The organism is Deinococcus actinosclerus, assembly GCF_001507665.1.
Lineage (GTDB): Bacteria > Deinococcota > Deinococci > Deinococcales > Deinococcaceae > Deinococcus > Deinococcus actinosclerus.
Genome location: NZ_CP013910.1, coordinates 1,775,558 through 1,799,909, shown reverse-complemented (window position 1 = coordinate 1,799,909; position 24,352 = coordinate 1,775,558). Strand labels below are relative to the sequence as shown.

Annotated in this window: 23 protein-coding genes; 10 read left to right on the top strand and 13 right to left on the bottom strand. The window is 71.5% G+C overall.

Annotation, left to right across the window (positions count from 1 at the left end):
- Positions 1-36 precede the first annotated feature (36 nt).
- From galK to AUC44_RS08745, 6 genes are all read right to left on the bottom strand, one after another.
- Positions 37-1,080, bottom strand: a complete 1,044-nt coding sequence (galK, locus tag AUC44_RS08770) for a galactokinase (protein WP_062158280.1) — start codon at positions 1,078-1,080, stop codon at positions 37-39.
- Positions 1,077-2,225, bottom strand: coding sequence for a galactose-1-phosphate uridylyltransferase (galT, locus tag AUC44_RS08765; protein ID WP_062158279.1), 1,149 nt, complete (start codon positions 2,223-2,225; stop codon positions 1,077-1,079). Before galT ends, galK begins: the two co-directional genes overlap by 4 nt.
- Complete coding sequence (locus AUC44_RS08760) at positions 2,222-3,733, bottom strand: glycoside hydrolase family 36 protein (RefSeq protein WP_062158278.1); 1,512 nt, start codon at positions 3,731-3,733, stop codon at positions 2,222-2,224. Before AUC44_RS08760 ends, galT begins: the two co-directional genes overlap by 4 nt.
- Positions 3,711-5,765, bottom strand: coding sequence for a beta-galactosidase (locus AUC44_RS08755; RefSeq protein ID WP_062158277.1), 2,055 nt, complete (start codon positions 5,763-5,765; stop codon positions 3,711-3,713). The genes AUC44_RS08760 and AUC44_RS08755 overlap by 23 nt, the downstream gene beginning before the upstream one ends.
- Before the next feature lie 72 nt (positions 5,766-5,837).
- Positions 5,838-6,596, bottom strand: coding sequence for a DeoR/GlpR family DNA-binding transcription regulator (locus tag AUC44_RS08750; protein WP_062158276.1), 759 nt, complete (start codon positions 6,594-6,596; stop codon positions 5,838-5,840).
- Between the two features lie 127 nt (positions 6,597-6,723).
- Positions 6,724-7,068 (bottom strand): FKBP-type peptidyl-prolyl cis-trans isomerase, encoded by a 345-nt coding sequence (locus AUC44_RS08745; RefSeq protein WP_062158275.1) that lies wholly within the window; start codon positions 7,066-7,068, stop codon positions 6,724-6,726.
- A gap of 195 nt (positions 7,069-7,263) precedes the next feature.
- On the opposite strand from AUC44_RS08745, the gene lepB reads away from it, so the two are divergent.
- The 3 genes from lepB (at position 7,264) to AUC44_RS08735 (ending at position 8,456) form a co-directional block, all read left to right on the top strand.
- Complete coding sequence (lepB, locus tag AUC44_RS08740; protein WP_062158274.1) at positions 7,264-7,848, top strand: signal peptidase I; 585 nt, start codon at positions 7,264-7,266, stop codon at positions 7,846-7,848.
- 83 nt (positions 7,849-7,931) lie between these two features.
- The gene (locus tag AUC44_RS17065) at positions 7,932-8,069 is read left to right on the top strand and encodes a hypothetical protein (protein ID WP_231724396.1); all 138 of its coding nucleotides are present in this window, start codon (positions 7,932-7,934) and stop codon (positions 8,067-8,069) included.
- 33 nt (positions 8,070-8,102) lie between these two features.
- A complete protein-coding gene (locus AUC44_RS08735) occupies positions 8,103-8,456 on the top strand; it encodes a hypothetical protein (RefSeq protein ID WP_231724395.1) in 354 nt (117 codons plus the stop codon).
- A 61-nt stretch (positions 8,457-8,517) separates the two neighbouring features.
- Here AUC44_RS08735 and pckA read toward each other — a convergent pair whose 3' ends face one another.
- Both pckA and AUC44_RS08725 read right to left on the bottom strand, forming a co-directional pair.
- On the bottom strand, positions 8,518-10,107 hold the full coding sequence (gene pckA / locus AUC44_RS08730; protein ID WP_062158273.1) for a phosphoenolpyruvate carboxykinase (ATP): 1,590 nt from the start codon (positions 10,105-10,107) through the stop codon (positions 8,518-8,520).
- Positions 10,108-10,471: 364 nt separating this feature from the next.
- Entirely contained in the window at positions 10,472-11,632 is a 1,161-nt protein-coding gene (locus AUC44_RS08725) for an alginate biosynthesis protein AlgP (RefSeq protein WP_157445251.1), read from the bottom strand.
- A gap of 210 nt (positions 11,633-11,842) precedes the next feature.
- On the opposite strand from AUC44_RS08725, the gene AUC44_RS08720 reads away from it, so the two are divergent.
- Together AUC44_RS08720 and AUC44_RS08715 are read left to right on the top strand one after the other, a co-directional pair.
- A complete protein-coding gene (locus AUC44_RS08720) occupies positions 11,843-13,537 on the top strand; it encodes a DNA repair protein RecN (protein WP_062158271.1) in 1,695 nt (564 codons plus the stop codon).
- A gap of 74 nt (positions 13,538-13,611) precedes the next feature.
- Positions 13,612-14,712, top strand: coding sequence for a protease complex subunit PrcB family protein (locus AUC44_RS08715; RefSeq protein ID WP_062158270.1), 1,101 nt, complete (start codon positions 13,612-13,614; stop codon positions 14,710-14,712).
- A gap of 208 nt (positions 14,713-14,920) precedes the next feature.
- Here the strand turns inward: AUC44_RS08715 and AUC44_RS08710 are convergent, their stop codons facing one another.
- On the bottom strand, positions 14,921-16,018 hold the full coding sequence (locus AUC44_RS08710; protein WP_062158269.1) for a BMP family lipoprotein: 1,098 nt from the start codon (positions 16,016-16,018) through the stop codon (positions 14,921-14,923).
- Between the two features lie 251 nt (positions 16,019-16,269).
- Between AUC44_RS08710 and ligA the strand changes: the two genes are divergently transcribed.
- The 5 genes from ligA (at position 16,270) to AUC44_RS08685 (ending at position 20,538) form a co-directional block, all read left to right on the top strand.
- Positions 16,270-18,291 carry an NAD-dependent DNA ligase LigA gene (ligA, locus tag AUC44_RS08705; RefSeq protein ID WP_062158268.1) on the top strand — a complete coding sequence of 674 codons (2,022 nt, stop codon included), beginning with the start codon at positions 16,270-16,272 and terminating at the stop codon, positions 18,289-18,291.
- A gap of 68 nt (positions 18,292-18,359) precedes the next feature.
- Positions 18,360-18,710: an Asp23/Gls24 family envelope stress response protein gene (locus AUC44_RS08700; protein WP_062159761.1), complete on the top strand. Its 351-nt coding sequence runs from the start codon at positions 18,360-18,362 to the stop codon at positions 18,708-18,710.
- Positions 18,707-19,207, top strand: a complete 501-nt coding sequence (nusB, locus tag AUC44_RS08695; RefSeq protein WP_062158267.1) for a transcription antitermination factor NusB — start codon at positions 18,707-18,709, stop codon at positions 19,205-19,207. The genes AUC44_RS08700 and nusB overlap by 4 nt, the downstream gene beginning before the upstream one ends.
- A 109-nt stretch (positions 19,208-19,316) precedes the next feature.
- Positions 19,317-20,099 carry a bifunctional 5,10-methylenetetrahydrofolate dehydrogenase/5,10-methenyltetrahydrofolate cyclohydrolase gene (locus AUC44_RS08690; protein ID WP_335338660.1) on the top strand — a complete coding sequence of 261 codons (783 nt, stop codon included), beginning with the start codon at positions 19,317-19,319 and terminating at the stop codon, positions 20,097-20,099.
- Positions 20,083-20,538 (top strand): divergent PAP2 family protein, encoded by a 456-nt coding sequence (locus AUC44_RS08685; RefSeq protein WP_062158266.1) that lies wholly within the window; start codon positions 20,083-20,085, stop codon positions 20,536-20,538. The genes AUC44_RS08690 and AUC44_RS08685 overlap by 17 nt, the downstream gene beginning before the upstream one ends.
- A gap of 248 nt (positions 20,539-20,786) precedes the next feature.
- On the opposite strand, the gene rpsP is transcribed toward AUC44_RS08685, so the two are convergent.
- The 4 genes from rpsP to ftsE form a co-directional block, all read right to left on the bottom strand.
- Positions 20,787-21,035 carry a 30S ribosomal protein S16 gene (gene rpsP, locus AUC44_RS08680; RefSeq protein WP_046842495.1) on the bottom strand — a complete coding sequence of 83 codons (249 nt, stop codon included), beginning with the start codon at positions 21,033-21,035 and terminating at the stop codon, positions 20,787-20,789.
- Between the two features lie 151 nt (positions 21,036-21,186).
- A complete protein-coding gene (locus AUC44_RS08675) occupies positions 21,187-22,650 on the bottom strand; it encodes a murein hydrolase activator EnvC family protein (protein ID WP_062158265.1) in 1,464 nt (487 codons plus the stop codon).
- Complete coding sequence (locus tag AUC44_RS08670; RefSeq protein WP_229781032.1) at positions 22,647-23,510, bottom strand: cell division protein FtsX; 864 nt, start codon at positions 23,508-23,510, stop codon at positions 22,647-22,649. The genes AUC44_RS08675 and AUC44_RS08670 overlap by 4 nt, the downstream gene beginning before the upstream one ends.
- On the bottom strand, positions 23,507-24,190 hold the full coding sequence (gene ftsE / locus AUC44_RS08665) for a cell division ATP-binding protein FtsE (RefSeq protein ID WP_062158264.1): 684 nt from the start codon (positions 24,188-24,190) through the stop codon (positions 23,507-23,509). The genes AUC44_RS08670 and ftsE overlap by 4 nt, the downstream gene beginning before the upstream one ends.
- Positions 24,191-24,352: the final 162 nt, after the last annotated feature.

Genomic DNA, 24,352 nt, shown 5'->3' with positions numbered 1-24,352 from the left:
ACCTGTGGGACATCGGCACACTGGCGTACGGGTCGTTTACGGGACGACCTGGGAGCCCCGCTCGCTGTACCCCGCCAGGACCGCCTGCGCGGCGGCGGTGGCGTGCCCCTGGCGGACGAGCGCGACGACCGCCCCGCCGAAGCCCGCGCCGGTCATGCGGGCGCCGTACACGTCCGGGTGCGCCTGGAGGAGCGCGACGAGTTCGTCCACCCGTTCGTGGCTGACGGCGTAGTCGTCCCGGAGACTGGCGTGGCTGCCATTCATGAGCTGCCCGAAGCGGGCGGCGTCCACACCGGGTTCCAGCGCGGCCAGCACGCGGGCGTTCTCGGTGACGACGTGCCGGGCGCGCTCCCGCAGGACGGGCGGCAGCGTCTCGAGGGCGGCGGGGTCGGTCACGTCGCGCAGCTGCGGCGCACCGAGCAGGCGGGCGGCCTCCTCGACCTGCGCGCGGCGTTCGTTGTACCCGCTCTCCGCGAGGCGGCGCGGCACGCCGGAATCGAGCACCAGCACCTCCGCCCCGGCGGGGAAGGGGATGGCGTGGCGGTCCAGGCTGCGGGTGTCGATCAGGAGCATGGTGCGGGTGTTCGCCAGGGAGCTCGCCATCTGGTCCATCACGCCGCACATGACGCCCACGAACTCGTGCTCGACCTGCACGCCGCGCAGCGCGAGGGCCACGTCGTCCAGCTCCAGGGGCAGCAGGTCCCGCAGGGCGCGCAGCGTGGCGACCTCCAGCGCGGCGCTGCTGCTCAGGCCGCCGCTGGGCACGTCACTGGTCACGAAGGCGTTCAGGCCCTCCTGCACGCCGCTCAGGGCGAAGCAGCCAGTCAGGTACGGCGCGAAACCGGGGCCGACCTCGCCCACGGGCACACGGATGGTCTGATCCAGGTTCGCGGAGTACAGGACGTGCTCCTGCGTGCCGTTGCGGCCCAGCGAGACGGCCGCCTGCTGCGGGATGGCGGTGGGCAGCACGAAGCCCCCCTGGTAGTCGGTGTGTTCACCGAGGAGGTTCACGCGGCCCGGGGCCAGGGCGGTCGCCTGCGGCGCGGCGCCGAAGACCTGTTCGTAACTCGTGGGGGTCACAGTCCGTCTCCTGCGGTGTCCGGCACGGCGCGCAGCTCGGCGGCGGCGACCTCCGGGAACTTGTCGTTCGCGAATTCCCCGGCGCCCTGCTCGGTGCCCGCCAGGAACTTCAGGCGGCCCGGGGCGCGCAGGTACGGGTAGATCTCGATGTGCAGCGGGAACGCCGGGCGGGGCGTGTCCAGCGGCGCCTGATGCACGGTCAGCAGGTACGGCATCCGCACGCCGAACAGGCCGTCCAGGCGGCGCAGCGCGTCGCGCAGCACCCGCGCCATGCTGTGCCGCTCGGCGTCGGTCAGGTCGCTCAGGAGGCTGACGGGCCGGGTGGGCAGCACCCACGTCTCGAAGGTGTAGCGCGCAAACGGCGGCACGACACTTAGCGCCGCGCCGTCGTCGCGGACGATGCGGTCTTCAGCGGCGCGTTCCTCCTGGATGAAGTCCTCCAGCCAGGGGCGGCCGTGCTCGGCGACGTACGCGTCCATCTGCGCGGCGGCCCGCGCGGCGACCGGCGGGACGTGATCGTAGGCGTAGATCTGCCCGTGGGGGTGGTGCAGGGTCACGCCGACCTCCACGCCCCGGTTCTCGAAGGGCAGCACCGCGTTGATCTGCCCGGTCTCCGCGAGGCGGGTGGTGCGGTCCGCCCAGACGGCCAGCAGCAGGCTGATCTGCTCGTCCGTCAGGTCGCACAGGCGGCCCTGGACACTCTGGCTGAACACCACGACCTCGCACTTGCCGACGCCAGCGCGTGTCCCGGCCGGGCCGGGCTCCGGGTCGGGGGCCGAGAGGGTCAGGCTGGGGAAGCGGTTGTCGAACACCGCGATGTCGTACTCGCCGCGCGGCAGTTCGGTGGGGTGCTCGGGGTCGCGGGTGGGCGCCAGCGGGTTGTACTCCGGCGGGGGCAGGAACGTGCGGCCCATGCGGTGCGCGGCGTACATGACCCACTCGCCCCGCACCGGATGCCAGCGCATGAGGGGCCGGGCGTCCACGGGGTCGGGGCTGGGGCTGGGAATCTCGCTGTCCACGCGGATGGGCCCCAGGCCGTACAGGGTGAGGCTGCGCCCGTCGGGCTTCTCGAAGTCGGCGGTGTGGTACCCGCTGGCCGCCAGGGCGTCGCCGGGCAGGGGGGTGGAGGAGAGGTCGGTGGTCATGGCTGCTCCTTCCCGGTGCGGGGCCGGTACCCGTGCGCGGGAAGGCCGTCCTGCGCGCGGTCGGTCAGGTTGAAGGTACCGCGCGTGAAGTGCGTCACCGCGTCCCCGTGTGACGCCGCGAGCGTCGCCGGGCGGTCCGGGGTACTGACCGTCAGGCAGCGGCGCAGCAGGGCCAGCCCCTCCTCGTCCAGCAGGCTGACCGGGTCGCTGCTGGCCCGCAGGCCCCCGATGACGTCCAGCATGCCCGCGATGGCGTCCCGCTCGGTGGCGCTGAGGAGGCTCAGTTCGCGGCGGCAGATCGCCACGTCCGGGTCCGGCTGGTACCACGCGTGCTGGTACCAGCGGCTCAGCGCGGTGTGCAGAGCGTTGCGGGCGCTGGGACCGGTCGCGTCCCCCAGCCACACGCGGCGGGACTCCTCGTCCCACAGCGGCGCCACGTCGGGGCCGGTGCGCATGGCGTCCACCAGCCCGATGCTCTGTGCCAGCGGCGCGCCGCACGCCAGGATGAAGGCGTCCTCGCCCACGCCGTCCCGGAACGCCTGGAGGCCCATGCGGTACGCCTCGGCCCGCCCGACCGCAGGGTCGTGACGCACGCCGGGCTGCGTCGCGCCGTACAGGAAGTCGATCTTCAGGTACGTGTACCCCCAGCCGCGCACCGTGCGGCCCAGCTCGCGGATCCACGCCAGCGCGCCGGGGTGGGTGGTGTCGAGCGCGTGGTACGGGCCGCCCCAGTTGTTCCCGAAGGCCAGGGGCGCGCCGTCCTCGCCGCGCAGCAGCCACTCGGGGTGGTCGCGGAACAGGCGGCTCTGCGGCTGTACCAGGAAGGGCGCCAGCCACAGGCCCGCCGTGAAGCCCAGCTCCGCGAGGCGCGCGGGCAGCTCGCGGGCGTGCCCGCCGAAGTGGCTGCTGGGGTCGTCCCAGTCGCCAAGGAACGTCTGGAAACCGTCGTCGAGCTGGAACACGTCGAAGTCCAGCCCATGCTCGCGGGCCAGCCGGGCGTTCTCCAGCATGGCGTCCAGCGTCACCTCGCGGTAGTACGAGTACCACGAGCACCACACCCGCAGCGGGGCGGGCGTCCGCGCGCCCATCGCTGCGCCCAGCTCGGCGGCGCGGGCCTCCAGCGTGGCGATCACGTCCCCGGTCTCCTCCCAGGTGACCGGGACCTCGGGGCCTTCCAGGGTGCAGGTCACGGTCACGTCAGCGGTGCCGGTGCGGGTCTCCCACTGCGCGAAGGTGCGCGTGGCGTCCCCCACACTGCCGACCCAGCCGCTGCCGTCCGCGCGGACCAGCGCCAGCACGGTATGGCTGCGCCACACCCCGGGCTCGCCGCTGGGTGGGAAACCCGGATCGTGCCCCTGCTCCACCCGCCAGCCCTGCCCCGGGCAGGGTTGAACGTCCGTCAGCGGGCGCAGCTCCGCCTCGCTCCACGACTGGAAGCCACTGATCAACACCCGCAGGCCCTGCGGGGCCTCGTTCACCGTCCACCTATTCACCGTCGACTCCTTCACCCTGCACTCCTTTCCCCTCCGTGGGCGTCCAGTCGCCGCCCAGCACCACTGAACTCACCGGCCCCAGTTCCAGCCCGCCCCACGTCACCGCATGCGGATGCCAGTTCTGCACCAGCGTCCGGTCCGCGCGGCGCGACACGCGCACCCCCTCCGGCAGGTCCAGCAGCGGCACACCCGCGCCGCCCAGCACCTCGCGCAGCACCCCACGGATCAGGTCCAGGCTGTGCGCGCCGATCACGGTCGCGTGCCCGTGGCGGATCACGGCGCTCTGCCCGTCCAGCGGCCCGCCCGCGTACGTGGCGAGGGTCTGCGCGCCGGTCACGCGGTAACTCTCGGCCCACAGGCTCGCGTCCACGTTCCCGAACGCGCCGGTCACGCCCTGGGTCATGCCGGGGCGCAGGCTGTCGTACTGCAAGAGGCGCGCGCCCGTCAGGCCCGACAGCGGGCCGAACTGCCCATCCGGCCACATCGCGCCGCCCGGCGTGCGGAACGCCGTGCGCGGCCCGAACACGAACGGCACGCCGCCCCGCGCCGCCGCCTCCCAGCGCGCCGCCCGGTCAGCGGGGACCAGCGTGATCGCCGGGGCGACCACCGCCGCGTAGCCGCTGAGATCCACGTCCGGGTGGGTGATCTGCACGTCCACGCCCAGCGAGCGCAGCGCCATGTAGTACGTGACCGTCTGCGCCCAGTAGCTCAGGCCCGCCGCGTGCCGCTGCTGATCGAAGATCCACAGGCTCTCGTAGTCGTGCAGCAGCGCCACGCGCGCCGGGACCGGCCCCACCGGGAACTGCGTGAGGTCCAGCCCGGCGACCTCCGCGAAGCCCCGGTCGGGCGTCTCGTCGTGGCGCAGCAGCCCGGAGTGCATGACCTCCTGCGCCATCGTCGCGGCCCGCCAGCGGAAGTAACTCACGACGTCCGCGCCGTGCGCCCACGCCTGCGCCGTCCACAGCGCCACAGCGCCGCCAGCGGGCAGCGGGTTGTATGGCGCCCAGTTCACCTGCCCGCACTGCTGCTCCATGACCCAGAAGCCGTTCGGGGTGCCCGCCCCGTCGCGGCCCAGCCCGTCCTTGCCGAGCATCAGGCTGCGGTACACGTCATGGTTGAACGCCACGAGGTCCGGGTGCCCGGTGCGGGCGTAGTGGGTTTTCAGGTCTTCGCCCACGCCGGGCGGCGCGAAGAATTCCAGCATCCCGGTCGGGTAGTTGTCCCAGGTGGCGAAGTCCAGGCCGCGCGCCACGTCGTAATGGTCGAAGCCCGACTCGAAGATCATGAAGTTGTGCGTCACGAACCGCCCCGGCGACAGCTCGCGCAGGAGCTCCACCTGCTCGGCCTGGAACGACGCGATCAGGTCCGACGCGAAACGGTGGTAGTCCAGCACGTGCGACGGGTTCGGTTCGGTCACGGTCAGGGCCGGGGACTTCACCTGCGCCCAGTCGGTGTACTCCATGCTCCAGAACACGTTGCCCCACGCCTCGTTCAGCGCCTCCAGCGTGCCGTAACGGGCCTGGAGCCACCCGGGGAACGCTGCCTCGCTCGCGCCGCCGTAACTGCGGCTGGTGCCGTGGCAGCCGAACTCGTTGTCGGTCTGCCAGCCCACCACCGCCGGGTGCGCCCCGTACCGCTCGGCGACCGCACGGGTGATGCGGCGCGAGTGCTCGCGGAACACGGGGGACGCGAAATCGTAGTGGCGGCGCGACCCGAACTCCCGCACGCGGCCCTGGTCGTCGAACGCCAGGATCTCCGGGTGCGCGCGGATCAGCCACGCGGGCGGCGTGGGCGTCGGCGTGCACATCACGACCCGCAAACCTTCTGCGGCGTACGCGGCGATGGCGTCGTCCAGCCACGCCCAGTCGAACTCGCCGGGGCGGGGTTCCAGGCGGCTCCAGGCGAACTCCGCGACCCGCACGAAGCGCAGGCCCAGCTCCGCCTGCTGCCGCGCGTACGGCGCCCAGCGGTCGGAGGGCACATGCTCGGGGTAATCGCAGGTGCCCAGCATCAGGAAGTCGGGGGTGGCGGGGTCGGGGTTGGTCATGGGGGGGCCTCGGGTGGGAGAGAGGAGTCGGTAACCGGTTTCCGGCGCGGCAGGGCGCAGCAGGGCAGGGCGCTACACGGCGCGCACGTCCTTCACGAGTGCCAGGACGTCCGGCGGGGGAGCGGTCGCGGCGCGGTCGGTGATCAGGGTCGTGACGCGCTCCAGCGGCGTGATGAAGGCCCGGCTGACCACGCCCAGCTTGCGGTGATCAGCCACGACCACCACCTCGCGCGCCTGCTCGGCCATCAGGCGCTTGACCTCGGCCTCCTCGTGGTTCGCGTTCGTCACGCCCGACGCGGCGTGCACGCCGTTGCAGCCCAGGAACAGGCGGTCGGCGTGAATGTGGCGCAGCACGTCCAGCGCGTACGGACTGACCAGCGAGTGCTGGAGGGGCCGCAGCGTCCCGCCGGTCACGATGACCCGCACGCCGGGCAGACGCTCGAGCAGCAGGGCGATGTTCAGGCCGTTCGTCACGACCGTCACGTCCTGCAGGGACGGGGACAGCGCCCGCGCCACCTCGGAGGTGGTGCTGCCCACGTCCAGGAACACGGTGTCGCCACTGCGGACCAGGGCGGCCGCCGCCTGCCCGATGCGCCGCTTGGCCGCTGCGAACTCGCGCATGCTGGTCTCCAGCGGGGCCTCGCGCCGCAGGTCCAGGGGCAGGCTGACCCGCCCGCGCGTGCGCCGCACGTGCCCGGCCTGCGCCAGGGCGTTCAGGTCGCTGCGCACCGTGACCTCCGAGACGCCCAGCAGCCCGGAGAGTTCCGTGACGCTCAGCTCGCCGTGCTGGCGGACCAGCGCGACGATCTCGCTGCGTCGGCCCTCGATCATGTCGGCCCCGGGTCTTTCATGTCTTTCGAAGTTTACGGAAGTTATGAAGCGTGGGCAAGAGGGGGGCTGGCCTGAGCAAGAAAAAACCCCGACCGCGCAGGCCGGGGCTGTTCGCAGGGCGTGCCGCTCAGCGGACGTCCATCAGCTCCACGTCGAAGATCAGGGTCGCGCCACCGGGAATCACACCGGGCACGCCCGCCGAGCCGTACCCCAGGTGCGAGGGGATGGTGAGTCTGGCCTTGTCGCCCACGCGCAGCTGCGCGATGCCCTGGTCCCAGCCCTGGATGACGTACCCGACGCCCAGCGGGAACTCGATCGGCTCGCCGCGGTCGCGGCTGCTGTCGAACTTCTGCCCGTTTTCCAGCGTGCCGGTGTAATGCACGCGCACCATCTTGCCCGCCTGCGCCTGCGCGCCCGTGCCCTCGTGGTACTTGTCGATCTTCAGTCCTTCCGTCTTCCCGTCAGCGGTCATGCGCGACAGGGTAACGGTTGCGGGCGCCGGCGCGCTACCCAACCTGAAGTGACCCTAAAGACATCTAAGAGTGGGTGACAGGTGATGGGCGAAGCGTCAAGGAAATCCAGGGAGACCGGGGGTACTGGGCCTCTCGGGCGGCGCCGCGTGTCCAGGGGCACGGCCCGGGGGTCAGGTGCGCTACCCTCTGAACTCGTGCGTGACCCGCAGCCCTCTCCGCAGTCGGCCCCGCCGGGCTGGCGGCCCTGGCTGCTCAGCGCCGCCGCCGCCTACCTCCTCACCACCTTCGGATTCACGCTCGCCCGCGTGGACGGCGACTCCATGAACCCCACGCTGGAGAGCGGGGACATGCTGGTGCTCCTGAAGTACCCCCGCTGGCTGCGCGCCTGGGGCCTGGGGGGGCCCTACCCGCGCCGGGGTGACCTGCTGATCTTCAAGGCGCCCGCCGGCAGCCCGTACGCCTTTGAAACGCTGTACGGCGTGCGGCACCGCCAGTACAACGTCAAGCGCGTCCTGGCCCTGCCCGGCGACACGGTCGCCATCCGGGACGGACGGGTGGTCGTGAACGGGCGCACCCTCGCCGAGAGCTACGCCAGCGAGGGGTTCGTGGACGATCAGCCCGCCCTGCGCGTCCCGGCCGGAAAGGTCTGGGTGATGGGCGACAACCGCCGCATCGGCGAGAGCCTGGACAGCCGGGTGTACGGCCCGGTGGACCTGCGCGACGCCGCCGGGCCCGCCGACCTGCGCCTGTGGCCCCGCCCGGGCCTGCTCCCGCGCTGAACTGATCCCGCGCTGACCGAGCGCCAGGACCCGTTCACGTGGGGAAGGGGGGACGCTCACACTCGGGCGGTACGGTGCCTCTCATGAAGTGTGTCCGTTCCATGACCCTCCCCACGCTCCTCGCTGGCGCCCTGACGCTGAGCGGCACCACCCAGGCCCAGACGCTCGTGGGCTTCAGCGATCCGAAACTCCCCTTCACCGTCAGCCTGCCCAAGGGCTGACTGGGCGCGGACTTCAAGGACGGCACCAGCGGCGTGTCGCTCGTGTCCGCCAAGGCCCCGCCCGCCACACTGATGCGCCTGCTGTTCGTGGACAAGGCCGGCGGCAAGCCCACCCCCGAGGGGGAATTCAAGAAGTTCGAGGCCGGCATCAAGGGCACGGGCGCCGCGGTGAAGCAGACGGCCAGCCGCACCCTGAAGGTCGGCGCCCTGAGCGGCGTGGAGCGCAGCTACACCCTCACGCACCCCAAGGGCCAGCTGAAGATGCGCGTGTGGTACGGCGTCGGCGCGAAGAACCTGTACTCGTTCCAGCTGACCGACACGCCCGCGCGGTTCGCGGCGGCCAGCGGCACCTTCGACAAGGTGCTCGCCAGCGTCAAGTTCAAGTAAACGCCCAATCTGAACAGAGGCGGCCCCCCATCCATCGGGGGGCCGCCTCTCGTGCGGTGGGTCAGTTCGCGTCGGAGTTGGGCATGCTGTTCGTGACGGCCGCGTCCACGCCGTCCTCGAAGCGTTTGAAGTTCTCGCGGAACATGCGGGCCAGTTTGCGGGCCGTCTGGTCGTAGGCGGCCTTGTCCGCCCAGGCGTCGCGCGGGTTCAGGACGCCGGCGGGCACGCCGGGCACCTGGGTGGGGATTTCCAGGTCGAAGAAGGGTTCCTTCTCGAACGTCACGTCGTCCAGCGCGCCGGACAGCGCCGCGTTGATCATGGCGCGGGTGTGGGCGATGCTCATGCGCTTGCCCTGACCGTACATGCCGCCGCTCCAGCCGGTGTTCACCAGCCACACGCGCGCGCCGCTCTCCTGCACCTTCTGCGCCAGCAGGCGGGCGTACTCGCCCGGGTGGCGGGGCATGAAGGGCGCGCCGAAGCAGGTGCTGAAGGTGGGGCTGGGTTCGGTCACGCCGTCTTCCGTGCCGGGGATCTTGGCGGTGAAGCCGCTGATGAACTGGTACATGGTCTGTTCGGCGCTCAGGCGGCTGATGGGCGGCAGCACGCCGTACGCGTCGGCGGTCAGGAACACCACGTTCTTCGGGTGGCCCGCGATGGACCCGGGCTGCACGTTGTCGATCTGGTCGATGGGGTAGGCGCTGCGGGTGTTCTCGGTCAGCGAGCCGTCGTTCAGGTCGGGCTCGCCCTGCGCGTCCAGCACCACGTTCTCCAGCACGGTGCCGTAGGTGCGGGTGGTGCGGTGGATGGCGGGTTCGGCCTCGGCGTTCAGGTTGATGACCTTGGCGTAGCAGCCGCCCTCGAAGTTGAACACGCCGCTGTCGGTCCAGCCGTGCTCGTCGTCGCCGATCAGTTTGCGGCTGGGGTCGGCGCTCAGGGTGGTCTTGCCGGTGCCGCTCAGCCCGAAGAACAGCGCCACGTCGCCGCCCTCGCCGACGTTCGCGGAGCAGTGCATGGGCATGACGCCCGCTTCGGGCAGCAGGTAGTTCAGCACGCCGAAGATGCCCTTCTTGTTCTCACCGGCGTACTGGGTGCCGCCCGCGATGATCATCTTCCGCGTGAAGTTCACGATGATGAACGTGTCGCTGCGCACGCCGTCCACGGCGGGGTCCGCCCTGAAGGACGGGATGTTCAGCACCGTCCAGTCCTCGTGGAAGTCCGCGAGTTCCTCGGGCGTGGGGCGGACGAACATGTTGTGGATGAACAGCGAGTGGTAGGCCATCTCGGTGACCATGCGGCAGCCGATGCGGTAGCGGGGGTCGGTGCCGGCGTACACCTGCTGCACGAACAGTTCCTTCCCCTCGGCGTAGCGGGTCATCTTGTCGAGCAGGCGGTCGAACACGACCGGGCTGATCGGGGTGTTGAAGCCGCCCCACCACACCTGATCGCGGGTCAGGTCGTCTTCCACGATGAAGCGGTCCTTGGGGCTGCGGCCGGTCTTGTTGGTGCGGACGGTGAGGGGGCCGCAGGCGGCCTGCACGCCCTCGCCGAGCCGGATGGCGTCGGCGTACAGGGCGTCCACGCCGGGGTTGAGGTGGATGGTGGCGGTCTTGATGCCGAGGTCGGCCAGCGGGTTGGTCGCGGTCAGGCTCATGGGTCCTCCGGGTGCAGCGCCGCCTCGCGGGGCGTGCCGGGGTGAATTGGTGTTCGATGTTACGGAGAAATTGTCCCCCGTGAAGCGGTTCCAGTCCAACCTTTGTGGTGTCACGCTTGGGGGGACAACAGCTTCGCGCGTCCCCCTCCGGCGGACGACCTTGCATGCGGCAATGCCCACCGGAACGCCACATCTCAGTGTCCATGGGGGTGTACACATCCATTACCGGGTGCAAGGTCACTGCCCCCGGCTTTTGTTCAAGGGCCGAACAGAATGGCTGGACACCCCCCCCGCTCCCCGGTGCTGACGCACCACGAAAAAGTGCCCTCCCGTCATGAGAAGGCACCGATCAGGTGGAGAAAACTCAGTTCGTCTGCTTGGCCTGACCCTCGGGCTTCGCCGCACTGTCCTGCGCCGCCGTCTTGGCGGCTGCCGGAGCGTCCGGCGCCACCGCGCCCGCTGCCGCCGCACCCGTCGTCGCGGCCTGCGTGGCCTTCGCCGCGCCTGGGGCAGGCGTCGCCTGCGGCTCCTCGATGCGTTCGAGCCACATCGTGCCGATCAGATTGCGGGCGTTGCGCCCCGCCTGATGCAGGCCCTGCGCGGCCTCGGGGCTGACCTTCTCCACGGCGGACAGGATCGCCTGACGCGCGGCGGGCACGCGGGCCAGCACCACCGCGCCGGTCCCCAGCAGCACCAGGGTCGCGGCCGCGCCACCGCCACTGCTGCGGTCGTCCTTGCGGGCGCGGCGCACCTGCTTCTCGATGACCTTCAGTTCACGGCCGAGCTGCTTTTCCAGCGGCGCCAGCTTGCGGCTCACGGCGCGTTCCAGCTGCCCGCTGCTGAGCTGTTTCTTGCCGCTGCGCAGCTCACGCTCGGCGTCGCGGCGGGCCTGGCGCAGGGTGCGCTCCACGCGGCGGCGGCGCGCCTCGGCGCCGTCCACCACGTCACGCAGGGTGCTGCTGACCTGATCCTGCACGTTGGAAAGCAGCCCAGAGGCGGCGCCCTGCGCGTCGGACAGGGTCAGCGCCGCCGCGCGGCGGGCCGGCCGGGTGGCCTTCTCGGCCCGCTGGACGCCACGCGCCGCCTGCGACTGCAGGGTCTGCCCGGCATCGGCGGCCAGCTTTGAGGCCTCATGACCGAGCACGCGCGCCTGCTCGCCCCCGGCGTGGGCGGCGCGGGTGGCGACCTCCTGGGCCTGACCGGCCAGTCCACTGGCGGCACTCAGTACGCCCTCAAGAAGGGCACTGGCGCGCGGCGCCGCCTCCTCCTTCAGGGTCGAGGCCGTGTGGGCCACTGTCTGCACGCCGGTGCGCGCCGCGTCCTGGGCCAGGTGGCTCGCCTGGGAGGCGGCGGTCAGCAGGGCGGGCTTCACGGTGCCGCTCAGGGTGTCCTGGGTGCCGGTCCAGGCGTTGCGGGTGCCGTCCACCAGGGCGCGGCGGGCGTCGCGGTTGGTGGCCAGGGCCGCCAGGGCGCCCAGCATCAGCAGGCTGCGTTTGCTCACGCCGCCATTGGCTTCATTCGTCATGAGAACTCCTTTTTCCCCGCGTCACGCCCCTGCGTCGCAGGGTGTCGGTGGGCGCGGCGGGGTCATGCGGCCTATTCTGGAAGGCAACCCACGCCCCCTGCATGGGGGGAACGTAACGCCTCATTCATGTTCCGCCTGCCAGCAGGTCGCCCTGGCAACTGGCGTCCGCTGCACCCTTGGGCGGCGGGGGGGCGCGCTACACTCCGGGACGTGACCCGCAAGGCCCCGCGCCCCGACTCCCGGCCGTCCGCTCCGAAGCCCCGCCCGGCGGCGTCCGCTTCAGCGGCCGCCGCGCCCGCCCCCGTGACCGGCGGGCTGCCCCTGGGCCGACTGGAAGTGCGCAGTCTCGCCACCATCCGCACGCTGGACCTGACCTTCCAGGCGGGGCTGAGCGTGTTCACCGGCGAGACCGGCGCGGGCAAGAGCATCATCGTGGACGCCCTGGGCCTGCTGCTGGGCAGCCGCGCCAACACCGACCTGATCCGCAGCGGCGAGGACGACCTGCTCGTCACCGGCCACTGGGGCGACGAGATCGCCAGCCGCCGCGTGACCGCTCACGGCCGCAGCACCGCCCGCCTGGACGGCGAGGTGGTCAGCCTGCGCGAGTTGCAGGAGTGGGCGCAGCGCCGCCTGACCATCCACTGGCAGCACTCGGCGGTCAGCCTGCTCACGCCCGCCAACCAGCGCGCCCTGCTCGACCGGCAGGTGGACGCGCAGCACGCCGAGTACGGCCTGGCCTACCGCGACTGGCAGGAGGCCCGCTCCCGTCTGGAGCGGTTGCGCGCCACCGAACGCGAACGCGCCCGGCAGCTCGACCTGCTGCAGTTCCAGGCGCGCGAGATCGCGGAGGTCGGCCCGCAGCTCGGCGAGGAGGAGCCCCTCCAGACCGACCTGACCCGGCTGGCGAACCTCGACACCATCGCCCAGAGTGCCGCCGGGGCGCTGCACCTCCTGAGCGACGGGGACGAGAACGCCCTGGGCTTCCTGAACGAGGCCGTCCGCGCCCTGAACGCCGGGGTGCGCTTCGACGACACCTCCGCCCAGCTGCAGGGAGAACTGCGCGAGGCGGTCGCGAGCATCCAGGCGGTCGTGGGAGAGCTGCGCGGCGTCGCGGAGGATCAGGCGCCGGACCCCGAGGAACTCGCGCGGGTCGAGGCCCGCCTGGGCGCGCTGGGCAAGCTGCGCGCCAAGTACGGCCCGTCGCTGGAGGACGTGCTGGAGTTCCACGCGCAGGTCGAGGTGGAACTGGCGGACCTCACCCGTGACGAGCAGGACGCCGGTACCCTGGACGCCGAGGTGGAGGCCCTGCGCGCGCGGGTGCAGGCTGCCGGGGAGCGGCTCGACGCGGCCCGGCGTGAGCGCGCCGCGCCCCTCGCGGACGAGCTGCTGGCCGTCATCCGGCAGCTGGGCATGCCGCACGCCCGGCTCGCGTTCCACCTGGGTGCGCTGAGCGAACCCGGCCCGCACGGCCTGAGTGACGTGACGCTGCACTTCAACGCCAACCCCGGCGAGGATCTGGCGCCCCTGGCCGACGTCGCGTCGGGTGGGGAACTCAGCCGCGTGATGCTGGCGATCAGCACCGTGCTGGGCGCCGACACGCCCGCCGTGGTCTTCGACGAGGTGGACGCCGGGATCGGCGGCAGCGCCGCGCACGCCGTGGCGGATCAGCTGCGCGCCCTGGCCGCTGCGCGGCAGGTGCTCGTCGTGACCCACCTCGCGCAGATCGCCGCGCGCGCCGACCACCACTACAAGGTCGAGAAGAGTGTCGAGGACGGCCGCACGGTCAGCCGCGTGCGTCTCCTCACCCCCGACGAGCGGCTGGAGGAGATCGCCCGGATGCTCAGCGGGAACACCAGCGACGCCGCCCTGACCCACGCCCGCGAACTGCTCGCCGGGAGCGCCTGAACGCCGTCAAGCGTCAGGGTTTCTGAAAGGCGATTTTCAGTCCACCGTCAGCCACTCCTCATAAGCTGAGGCCCATGAACAGAACCCTCCTGGCCGCCGCCCTGCTCGGCGCGGGCCTCCTCAGCGGCTGCTCCATGACCGGCCCCGGCAACCTCAAAGTTCACGAGGCCGTCCTGTACGGCGGCGCGCAGGAACGGGTCGTGTGGGTGTACGGCACCCTCCAGGGCAGCGCAAGCAGCGTGAAGCTGGGCAGCCAGAGCGCCGACCTGCGCGCCCAGGTCAGCGATCCCATCGCCACGCCCGGCAGCCTCAGCGTGAACGGCAAGGCCACGTACCGCGAGCCCACCGCCGGCATCCCCGCGCAGCTGACCGTCACCCGCCAGGGCGCGGGCTTCACCGTCACGCCCGGCAGCGGCGCGCAGCTCAGCGCCATCTACTACACCGACGGCCAGAGCTGGACGCGGCTGAGCGGCACGAGCGGTCAGGTCACCGGGACGCGCGTGGACGGCCTGAAGGGAGCCGGACAGCTCACGGACGACGAGGCCCGCGTCCTGGCCGACACCCTGCGGCCCCAGGGCCCGCTGGCCGTGGCGGTCCTGGCGAACCAGCCGGCCCCCACCCTGAGTGTGGAACCCGCCCCGCAGGAGCACCTGCGCAGCGACCTGTACATCCTGAGCAACGTGCCCAGCGCGCAGGTGCAGCCGCCCCGCCCCCTGCCCGGCACCCCCACCACCCCGACCCCCACCACTCCGGCCCCGGGAGGCAACGTGACCGTCACCCAGATCGCCACCGGCACCAACGCCACCACCACCGAAGCGGGCGTGCAGGTCGCCACCACCGCCAGCGCGGCCAGTAGCCTCTACGCCCGCGCCTACGGGCGCCAGAGCAGTGTGCCCACGCCGCCCAGCGTCACCGGCCGCAGCCTGATCGGCGTGTTCCTGGGGCAGCGGCCCACCGGCGGGTACGGCGTGCAGGTCATCGGCGCCAGCAGCAGCGGGACCCAGCTGACCCTCCGCGTGCGCCTGACGGCGCCAGCACCCGGCGCGATCCTCGCGCAGGTCATCACCAGCCCCTGGGCCATCGTGAGTGTCCCCGGCACCTTCACGACCGTCAACGTCGTGGACGAGGACGGTCAGCCGCTGCCCACCGTCACCGGTGGCGGCCAGGTGCGCTGAGTCTCACCTCAGCCTTCAGCGGGGAGCGGTCAGCCGATCAGGCGGGACCGCTCCTGTTCCGTGCGGGTCAGGAGGCCGATGGCCTGGCAAGGCAGCTCGGCCCTCCGGGGGAGCGTCGCCCGGAAGGCCGCCCCGCACAGACGCAGCGGGGCCTGCGGCAAATGCAGAAACGGCCCCACAGGGAGGCCGTTTCGGTGAGAGGTGAGGATTACTTGGTGGGCACCTTGATGGCGCCGCTGATGATCTTGGCCTTGACGGCCTCGACCTTGGCGACCTGGGCGCTGCTGATCAGGGCCTTGTTGTACTGGTCGACGGCGTAGCCGACGCCCGCGTCCTTCAGACCGAAGCGGCGCTCGCCACCCTTGAACTTGTTGTTCTTGACGTCCTGGATCAGGGCGTACACGGCGTTGTCCACACGCTTGAGCATGCTGGTCAGGCCGTGGTTCATGGTGGCGGGGTTCTTGTCGAAGTCGCCGAGGTAGTTCTGGTTGCTGTCCACGCCGATGAAGAACATGGGGCGGGTGTTGCCGGCGCAGGCCTTGGTGTAGGCGGCGCTCTTCTTCACGTTGGCGAAGTTGTTGGAGTTGAACTTCACGCCGCTGGGGAGGTTGGCGGCCTTGATGCACTGGGTCTGCTTGATGTAGTCGATCACGCCGTTGCCGGACGCACCAGCGGCGGCGAAGATGATGTCCGCACCCTTGGCGCGCATGCTGCCCGCGATTTCCTTGGCCTTGCCGGGGTTGTTCCAGGCGTCAGGGGTGGTGCCGACGTACTGCGCGATGACCTTGACCTTGGCGTTGGCGGCCTTGGCGCCGGCCGCGAAGCCCGCCTCGAACTTGTGGATCAGGGGGATGTCCATGCCGCCGACGAAGCCGACGACACCGGTGGCGCTGTTCATCGCGGCCAGGTAGCCGACGAGGTAGCTGCCCTGCTCTTCCTGGAAGACCAGGCTGGCGACGTTCTTCTCGGCAGAGACGTCGTCGATCAGGCCGAAGAACAGGTCAGGGTTCTCCTTGGCGACCTGGCTGATGCTGGCGTTGTTGGCGAAACCCACGCCGATGGTCAGGTCGAAGCCGTCGTTGGCGAACTGGCGGATGCCCTGCACGGTCTGGCTGGGGTCGCTGGGTTCGAAGTCCTTGGACTGCACGCCCAGGTTCTTCACGGCGCGCTGGGTGCCTTCGTAGGCGCTCTGGTTGAAGCTCTTGTCGAACTTGCCGCCGGCGTCGTAGGCGATGCCGACGCGCAGGGCCTGGGCGGAGGCGGCAGTGGCGGTCATGGCGAGGGCCAGGGTCAGGATCTTCTTCATGTGATGTTCCTCCAGAGGAATATGGTGCGTGGATTGCTTGAATAGAGTATACGGATTTTGGTGGGTGTCTAGACCCCCGGCGCACGGTGGGGGACAGATCGGATGCAGCGAGCGGATGAAAGCGGGTTTGGGTGAACCTTTAGCCTTTCGCTGAGCAGCCGGCCGGTCCAGGGTCCGGTGCGGTGTCGGTTCGGGTCGCTGCCAGCGTACTGTTCCAGGCTGAATTGAAGCTGAATGGTACGCTACCGGCCATGACGCCCGAGTTTGACCGTTACCTGGCCCTGCGGGCCGAGGTGGCCGCCCACAACCGCGCCTACTACGAGCAGGACGCGCCCAGCATCCCCGACGACGCCTACGACGCCCTGGCCCGTGAGCTGCGGGACCTGGAAGCGGCGCACCCCGACTGGGCGGCGCAGGCCGGGGCCGACAGCCCGGCGCAGACGGTGGGGGGCGCGCCCGCCGCCGCCTTCCAGCCGGTGAACCACCCCACGCCCATGACCAGCCTGGACAACGCCTTCGACGACGCGGAACTGCGCGACTGGCAGGAGAAGCTGGCGCGCGCGCTGGGCCTCCCGGCCGACAGCGACGACTTCACGTTCACGGGCGAACTGAAGATCGACGGCCTGAGCGTGAACCTCTACTACCTGGACGGCGAGTTGCAGTGGGCGGCCACGCGCGGCAACGGCGTGACCGGCGAGATCGTCACCGCGCAGGTGCTCACCGTTCCGGGCATTCCCACCACGCTGCCCGGCCTGAGCGGGGAACTGGAGGTGCGCGGCGAGGTGTACATGAGCCGCGCGGACTTCGCGGCGTTCAACGCGCAGGCCGAGGAACTCGGCACGCCGCTGCTGAAGAATCCCCGCAACGGCGCGGCCGGCGCGCTGCGGCAGAAGGACCCGGAGGTGACGCGCAGCCGCAACCTGAAGGCCATCCTGTACGCGCTGGGCAAACGCGACGGCGTGCCCGCCCGCACGCAGAGCGAGGTGCTGGCGTGGCTGGCGGGCCAGGGTTTTCCCACCAGCGCCCACAGCGAGACCCTGCGCGGGCTGGCCGCCGCCGCCGACTACCACGCCCGCATGACCGCCGCGCGCAGCGCCTTCAAGTTCGACGCGGACGGCACCGTCCTGAAACTGGACGACCTGCGCGCCCAGGAGGAGGCGGGCTTCACCAGCCGCGCGCCGCGGTGGGCCATCGCGTACAAGTTCCCGGTCGAGGAGGTCGAGACGACCCTGGAGGCGATCACCGTGAACGTGGGCCGCACCGGGAAGCTCGCGCCGCTGGCGCACCTCGCGCCGCGCCTGATCGAGGGCAGCACCGTCAGCCGCGCCACCCTGCACAACGAGGACTTCATCCGCGACCTCGACCTGCGGATCGGGGACACGGTCGTGGTGCGCAAGTCCGGCGGCGTGATCCCACAGATCATGCGCGTCCTGACCGAGAGGCGCCCGGACGGCGCTCTGCCCTTCGAGTTCCCCACCCACTGCCCCGAGTGCGGGCACGAAGTCACGCGCGCCGAGGGCGACGCGAACACCTACTGCCCGAACCCCGCCTGCCCCTCGCAGGCCTTCGAGCGCATCCGGTACTTCGTGTCGCGCGGCGCGATGGACGTGCGCGGCATCGGCGAGAAACTGGTCGCGCAGCTCATCGAGACCGGACTCGTGCGCGACGCCGCCGACCTGTACGGCCTGAACGCCGAGCAGCTCGCCGCGCTGGAACGCGGCGGCGAGAAGAAGGCGCAGAACATCCTGGCGCAGCTCGACGCCAGCCGGAGCAGGCCGCTGTGGCGCCTCGTGAACGCGCTGGGCATGAACCACGTCGGGGAACGCAACGCCCAGGCGCTCGCCCGCGCCTTCGGCACGCTGGACGCGCTGCTCTCGGCCACGCCCGAGCAGATCGAGCACGTCCCCGGCCTGGGCGGCGTGATCGCCCAGAGCGTCACCGCGTCCCTGGCCGACCCCAGCATGCGGGGCCTGATCGCCCGCCTGCGCGACCACGGCGTGAACCCGCAGGAGGAACAGGTCACGCGCGGCGAACAGCTCCAGGGCCTGAACTTCGTGATCACCGGCACGCTGGGCCGCCCGAGGGAGGCCATCAAGGCGCAGCTCGAACAGGCCGGAGGGCGCGTCACGGGCAGCGTCACGAAGAAGACCAGCTACCTGATCGCGGGCGAGGAGGCGGGCAGCAAACTGGCCCGCGCGCAGGAACTCGGCGTGACCGTGCTGGACGAGGCGGCCCTGGACGAGCTGCTCGCCGCGCGCGGCGTGACCAACTGAAGGCCCAGCAGGTACACTGGGCGGTATTGTCGCGCGTCCATCCCGCGCGACCCGGAGGCAAGACCAGCATGGCAACACCCGAAGTCGAGATCAGCAAGAACGTCCTGATGGACATCGCCGCCACCACCCTGGACGGCATCGAGGGCACCGAGGTCGCCGCCACGCCCCTGAAGGTCGGCGAGGTGCTGCGCACCCAGACGCCCGGCCGCAAGCCCCGCGCGCTGAAGGTCACCCGCGAGGGCCAGGACGTCACCGTGGACGTCGGCCTGAACATCGAGTTCGGCCGCAGCCTGACCGGCACCGCCGAGAAGGTCCAGCAGGCCGTGCGCGAGAACATCGAACTCATGACCGGGCTGCGCGTGCGCGCCGTGAACGTCACCGTGCAGAACGTGTGCGTGCCCAAGGGCGGTCAGGCGTGACCCGCCGCCGTGAGAAGGCCGCCGCGCCCGTCGGTACCCGCCGCGCCGCGCGCGAATTCGCGTTCCGCGTGCTGTTCGAGGCCGACCGGGGCAACCTCCCCATGCAGAGCGTCTTCACCCGCGCCGAGGGCAGCATGCGCAGCGGCGACGACACCTACCCCGCGCTGAGCGACGAGGCGCTGGCCTTCGCGCAGGAACTCGTGCAGGGCATCGGCTCGGCCCGCCCCGACGTGGACGCCACGCTGCGCCGCACCATCCGCGGCTGGAGCTTCGACCAGATGGCCCAGACCGACCTGAACGTCCTGCGCCTGGCGACCTTCGAGATGATGTACACCCCCGAACCCCACCCGCCCGTGATCGAGAGCGCCGTGCGCATCGCCCGCAAGTTCGGTGGGGACGACTCCGGCCGCTTCGTGAACGGCGTGCTGGCCGGCCTGAGCCGCAGCCTGAACGAGCAGGCCGCCCCCACGCCCGCCCGCGAGGAGCCGCAGGAGTGACCGAGCGGCCTGCCGCGCAGGTGCTCAGCGGGCCGCCCGCTGCCGCCGCGCTGCTCGACGAGGCCCGCCGCCGCGCCGCGCGCCTGCCGCGCCCCCCCACCTGGCCCTGGTGCGGGTGGGGGAGGACCCCGCCAGCGTCTCGTACGTGCGCGGGAAGGCGAAGAAGGCCGCCGAGGTCGGCCTGAGCAGCCACGTCCACGCCCTGCCAGAAGCGACCCCGCAGGCCGAGCTGCTGGCCCTGGTCGCGGCGCTGAGCGCCGACCCGGACGTGGACGGCGTCCTGGTGCAGTTGCCCCTGCCCGCGCACCTGGACCCTGAGCCAGTGCTGCGGGCCGTGGACCCCGCCAAGGACGTGGACGGCCTGCACCCCGCGAACACCGGCGCGCTGTGGAACGGCCACGAGGGCCTGCGGCCCTGCACGCCGGCCGGGATCATGGCGCTGCTGGCGCACCACGGCGTGTCCGTGCGCGGCCAGCGGGCGGTCGTGGTGGGCCGCAGCGCCCTGGTGGGCCGCCCGGTCGCGGGGCTGCTGCTGAACGCCGACGCCACCGTCACCCTGGCCCACCGCGCCACGCCCGACCTGGGCGCCGTGACCCGAGAGGCGGACGTGCTGATCGTCGCTGCCGGGCAGGCGCACCTGATCACGCCGGACATGGTCCGGCCCGGCGCGACCGTCGTGGACGTCGGCATCAACCGCGTCCCCACCGCGGACGGCAGGGGGCGACTGACCGGCGACGTCCACCCCGACGTGGCGCAGGTGGCGGGCGCCCTGACGCCCGTGCCCGGCGGCGTGGGGCCCATGACGGTCGCGCAGCTCCTGATGAACACCGTCATCGCCGCCGAACGCCAGCACGCGCTCATGCCAGAGGGGCCCGGTGAACACGTTCGCTGACCTGCTGAGCAACCGCTGGCTGTGGGTGGCCGTGCTGAGCAGCACCTCCGCGCAGCTGCTGAAGGTGTTCCTGATCCTGCTGATCGAACGCCGCTGGCGGCCCGGGGCGTTCATGGAAACGGGCGGCATGCCCAGCAGCCACTCCGCGATGGTCGCCGCGCTGACCACCGGGGTCGGCATCACCGAGGGGCTGGGGAGCCCGCTGTTCGCGGCGAGCGCCGTGTTCGCCCTGATCGTCATGTACGACGCGACCGGCGTGCGCCACAGCAGCGGCCAGCAGGCCCGGCTGCTGAACGACCTCGTCGAGGAACTCCGCGCGGTCGTCCGCGAGGGCTTCGCGCCCCTGCCCCTGCGCGTGCTGCTGGGCCACACCTACCTGGAGGTGCTCGTCGGGACCCTGCTGGGCGTCGCCGCCGGGTTCATCGCCTTCAGCCGCTGAGAGTTCATATGGACTTCGGTTGAACGGCTGACAGGGCCGTTCAATCCGGGCAGATGCGAGGAGGAGAGAAACGGGTTCCCGACGAGGAGCTGGCACTCCGGTGAAGTTCCGGATTGTCAGCGAAGCAGCCGGAATCCGTATCAGACCGCGCCGCCCGGCATCCACTGCGGGCGGCGCGCGTCTCTCCTGCCCGGTGTGACAACGAAAAAGCCCCCGTGTGGGGGGCTTCACGTGCCGTGGCGTGGAACTCAGGAAACCTTGACGCCCTGGCTCTTGAGCAGGCGGCGGGCGGTCTGGGTGGGCTGGGCGCCGTTGGCGAGCCAGTACTGGGCGCGCTCCACGTTCACCTTGAGGTAGTTCTCGGTGGTCTTGCGGGGGTCGTAGTGGCCCAGGTTCTCGATGTACCCACCGTCACGGGGACGGCGCGCGTCGGCAACGACGATGCGGTAGTGGGGGTTGTGGGTGGAACCGAAGCGGGACAGGCGAATCTTGACCATGGTAGTTCTCCAACTGAGGTATTTGAGGGTAAAGCTCCCGCTAGGATCACGGGGAAATGCGCCCGTCAGCAGCCAACCGGTAAGCGCACCGAAGAAGAGTATCAGACCGGCCAGCCGCGCATCAAGGGGCGCGGGGCCGCTCTTCTCCCTCTCAGAAGCCCGGCGCGACCGGCTGCCCGCCCTGGCGCAGCTGGAAGGCCATGTTGCCGGGCCCGATGATCGAGCTGCCGCCCACCGCCCCGACCGGCGTGCCCCGCCCGACGCGGCTCCCGACACTGACGAGGGGATCACGCAGGCCCAGGTACGCGCTGACGCTGCTGCCGTGGTCGATCAGGACGACCCAGCCCAGTGAGGCGTAGTACGACACGGCCAGGACATTGCCCTCGGCGGCGGCGACGGCCCGGTCGGCGCCGGTCAGGACCACCCAGGGCGTACCGTTGGCCCCGAACGGCGCCGCCACGCGCCCGCCGGGCAGCGGGAATCCCACCGGGCCGGTCACGGCCGGCAGGGGCGCGAGCTGCTGCTCGACCTGCACCTGCGCGGCCTGCACCTGCACCTGCCGGTCGCGCAGGGCCTGCTGCTCACGCTCCAGCTGCGCGGCGCGGGCCTGCTGATCGCGCTGGAGCTGCGCGGCCCGCGCCTGCTGCGCCTGCCGGAGCTGGGCGGCGCGGGCCTGCTGCGCCTGCCGGGCGGCAGCGGCGGCCTGGGCTTCCCGCAGGCGCGCCAGCCGCAGCGCCTCCTGCCGGGCCCGCTCCTGCGCCTCGCGGATACGCCGGGCCTCCTCCTCGCGGCGGCGGCGCTCCTCTTCCAGGCGGCGCTGCCGCTCGGCTTCCAGGCGGGCGCGCTCCGCGACGACCTGCCCGACGAGCTGATCGACCTGCTGCGCGGCCAGGGCCTGCTCGGCCGCCTTGCGGGTGGCGAGGGTGCGCTGCCCCTGCTCGCTGGCCCGCAGCTGCGCCAGCAGCGTGTTCTGCTGCGTGCGCTGCGCCTGTAGCGCCCTGAGCTTGCTGCCCCGCTGGGCCTGCAGGGCCTTGAGCTGCGCGGCCTGCGCCCGCTGCGCGCCCTCCTGCTCGCGCAATGCCGCGACCTGTCCGCGCAGGCCGGCGAGCACCTCGGTCTGGTACGCGCCCGCCATGTTCGCGTACCGCAGGCGGATGAGCAGGTCCGAGAGGCTGCGCGCCTGCGAGAGCAGCTCCAGGTACTGGCCGCTGCGCTGCCGGTACATCAGCTGCATGACCTCGCGCACGTCGCCCTGCAGGCGGGTCACCCGGGCGCGCGTGACCTTGAGCTGCTCGCCGGTGTCGGCCAGCTGCCGCTCGGCCAGCGCCACGCGGGCGGTGACGGTCGCCAGTTCGTTCTCCAGCGTGGCGGTGCGCTGCGCCAGTGCGTCAAGCTGCGCCAGCGTCTGCCGCTGCTGCGCCGTGAGGTTCTGGATGCGCGCGCGCAGCGTCTGGAGTTCCTGCGCCTTCTGGGCGCTCAGCTGCCGCTGCTCCTGCAACTGCCGCTGCAGCTGTTGCAGGCGGGCGCCCGTGTCCGGCGTGCCCCCGCTCTCCTGCGCGGCGCCTGCGCCCAGCACCAGGACCAGCAGCGCCGCGCGGGCCGGGCGGAGGGTCATTCCAGCTCCTGGAGGTAACGGCGCGTGGCGAACACGCTGCCCAGCAGGCCCACCAGGATGCCCAGGCAGGCCACGCCGCCCAGCAGGGGGGCCAGCGTGCCCGCGTCGCGCACGACCGGGAACACCGGCGCGAGCTGCTGCACCCGGTCGGTGAGGCTCAGGTAGGCGGGCGTCAGGATCGCCACGGCCAGCGCGGCGGCCACGGCGCCCACCAGCAGGCCCTCCAGGACATGCGGCATGCGGATGAAGCCGCGCGTGGCGCCCAGCAGGCGCATCACGCTGATCTCGTCGCGGCGGGCGTACATGGCGACCCGCACGGCGTTCAGGATGTTGAACAGGGTGCCCAGCAGCAGCAGGCCCACCAGTACGTACCCGGCCAGCCGCACCGCGCTGAGGGTCTTGACGGTGGGGTCTACGTACCCGGCGCCGTACTCCACGTCCTCCACGCCCGGCAGGGCCGAGACCTGCGCCGCCACCGTGCGGGTGTCCTCCACGCGGGCCACGCGCATGCGCAGCGTGTCCGGGTAGGGGTTCCCGACCAGTCCGGCCGCGTCCCGCGCGAACGGGGAGTCCTGCGTCATCTCGGTGAGCACGGCCTCGCGGCTCACGAGCCGCGCCTCGCGCACCTGCGGGATGGTGCGCACCTGCGCCAGCAGCGCCTCGTCCTGCGCGTCCTCGCGCAGGAACGCCGCGACCTCCACCTGCGATTCGAGCTGCGCGATGGTGCGGTTCACGTTCAGGGTCAGCAGGAGCACGAACCCCAGCATCAGCAGGGTCAGGGTCATGGTCATCAGCGTGGCCAGGGTCGCCGTGACGTTGCCGCGCATGGCCAGCAGCGCCTGCCTCAGGTGGTACCTCACAGCGCGTACCCGCCGTACGGGTCGTCACGCACGAGTTTGCCCTTACGCAGCGTGAGGGTACGGTGCCGGAAGGTCTCCACGAGGTCACGGGCGTGCGTGGCGACGATCACGGTCGTGCCGCGCAGGTTCACGTTCTGCAGGACCTTCAGGACCTCGCGGCTGTTGTCCGGGTCGAGGTTCCCGGTGGGTTCGTCCGCCAGCAGCAGCGGCGGGTTGCCCACGATGGCCCGCGCGATCGCCACGCGCTGCTGCTCGCCCAGCGAGAGGTGCAGCGGCAGCGCGTATTTCTTGTGTTCCAGGCCCACGGTGCGCAGCGCCGCCGTGACCCGCTGCGGCCACTCGCGCTGCGGCACCCCGGTCACGCGCAGCGCGAAGGCCACGTTGTCGAAGGCGTTCAGGTGCGGCAGCAGCAGGTTGTCCTGAAAGACGGTGCCCATGCGGCGGCGCAGGATCGACGTGCGCCGGCCCCGGTACGCCGAGAGCGGCTCGCCCGCCACGCGCACCTCGCCCCGGCTGGGCAGCGCCCGCTTGAGCACCAGATTCATGAAGGAGCTCTTGCCTGCACCGGAATGGCCCACGAGGTACACGAACTCGCCCTTGCCGATGTTCAGCGACACGTCGTCCAGGGCGAGGGTGCGGGTCACGGGGTACTCCAGGGTCACGTGCTTGAAATCGATCACGCCGCTTCCCCCGACAGGTGAAGAGGCGGTAAGTGGATGCGCTTGGTCATGCTTGCCGCCCAGGATAGCCCAGGGGCGCACCCAGCCCATGAACGCCTGCCTGCCCAGCGGGCCCTCGACCCGGAGCACGCTTACGTTCGTTTCACCACGGCGCACTATCCT

Excerpts from the sequence above, each read along its gene's own strand:
- AUC44_RS08700 (WP_062159761.1), top strand. The coding sequence starts at position 18,360 with ATGGCAACACCCGAAGTCGAGATCAGCAAGAACGTCCTGATGGACATC.
- AUC44_RS08755 (WP_062158277.1), bottom strand. The coding sequence starts at position 5,765 with ATGACCAACCCCGACCCCGCCACCCCCGACTTCCTGATGCTGGGCACC.
- AUC44_RS08710 (WP_062158269.1), bottom strand. The coding sequence starts at position 16,018 with ATGAAGAAGATCCTGACCCTGGCCCTCGCCATGACCGCCACTGCCGCC.
- pckA (WP_062158273.1), bottom strand. The coding sequence starts at position 10,107 with ATGAGCCTGACCGCGACCAACCCGCTGGCCGACCTCGGCATCAAGACC.
- AUC44_RS17065 (WP_231724396.1), top strand. The coding sequence starts at position 7,932 with ATGAAGTGTGTCCGTTCCATGACCCTCCCCACGCTCCTCGCTGGCGCC.
- ligA (WP_062158268.1), top strand. The coding sequence starts at position 16,270 with ATGACGCCCGAGTTTGACCGTTACCTGGCCCTGCGGGCCGAGGTGGCC.
- AUC44_RS08675 (WP_062158265.1), bottom strand. The coding sequence starts at position 22,650 with ATGACCCTCCGCCCGGCCCGCGCGGCGCTGCTGGTCCTGGTGCTGGGC.
- AUC44_RS08750 (WP_062158276.1), bottom strand. The coding sequence starts at position 6,596 with ATGATCGAGGGCCGACGCAGCGAGATCGTCGCGCTGGTCCGCCAGCAC.
- AUC44_RS08715 (WP_062158270.1), top strand. The coding sequence starts at position 13,612 with ATGAACAGAACCCTCCTGGCCGCCGCCCTGCTCGGCGCGGGCCTCCTC.
- rpsP (WP_046842495.1), bottom strand. The coding sequence starts at position 21,035 with ATGGTCAAGATTCGCCTGTCCCGCTTCGGTTCCACCCACAACCCCCAC.
- AUC44_RS08745 (WP_062158275.1), bottom strand. The coding sequence starts at position 7,068 with ATGACCGCTGACGGGAAGACGGAAGGACTGAAGATCGACAAGTACCAC.
- AUC44_RS08725 (WP_157445251.1), bottom strand. The coding sequence starts at position 11,632 with ATGACGAATGAAGCCAATGGCGGCGTGAGCAAACGCAGCCTGCTGATG.
- galT (WP_062158279.1), bottom strand. The coding sequence starts at position 2,225 with ATGACCACCGACCTCTCCTCCACCCCCCTGCCCGGCGACGCCCTGGCG.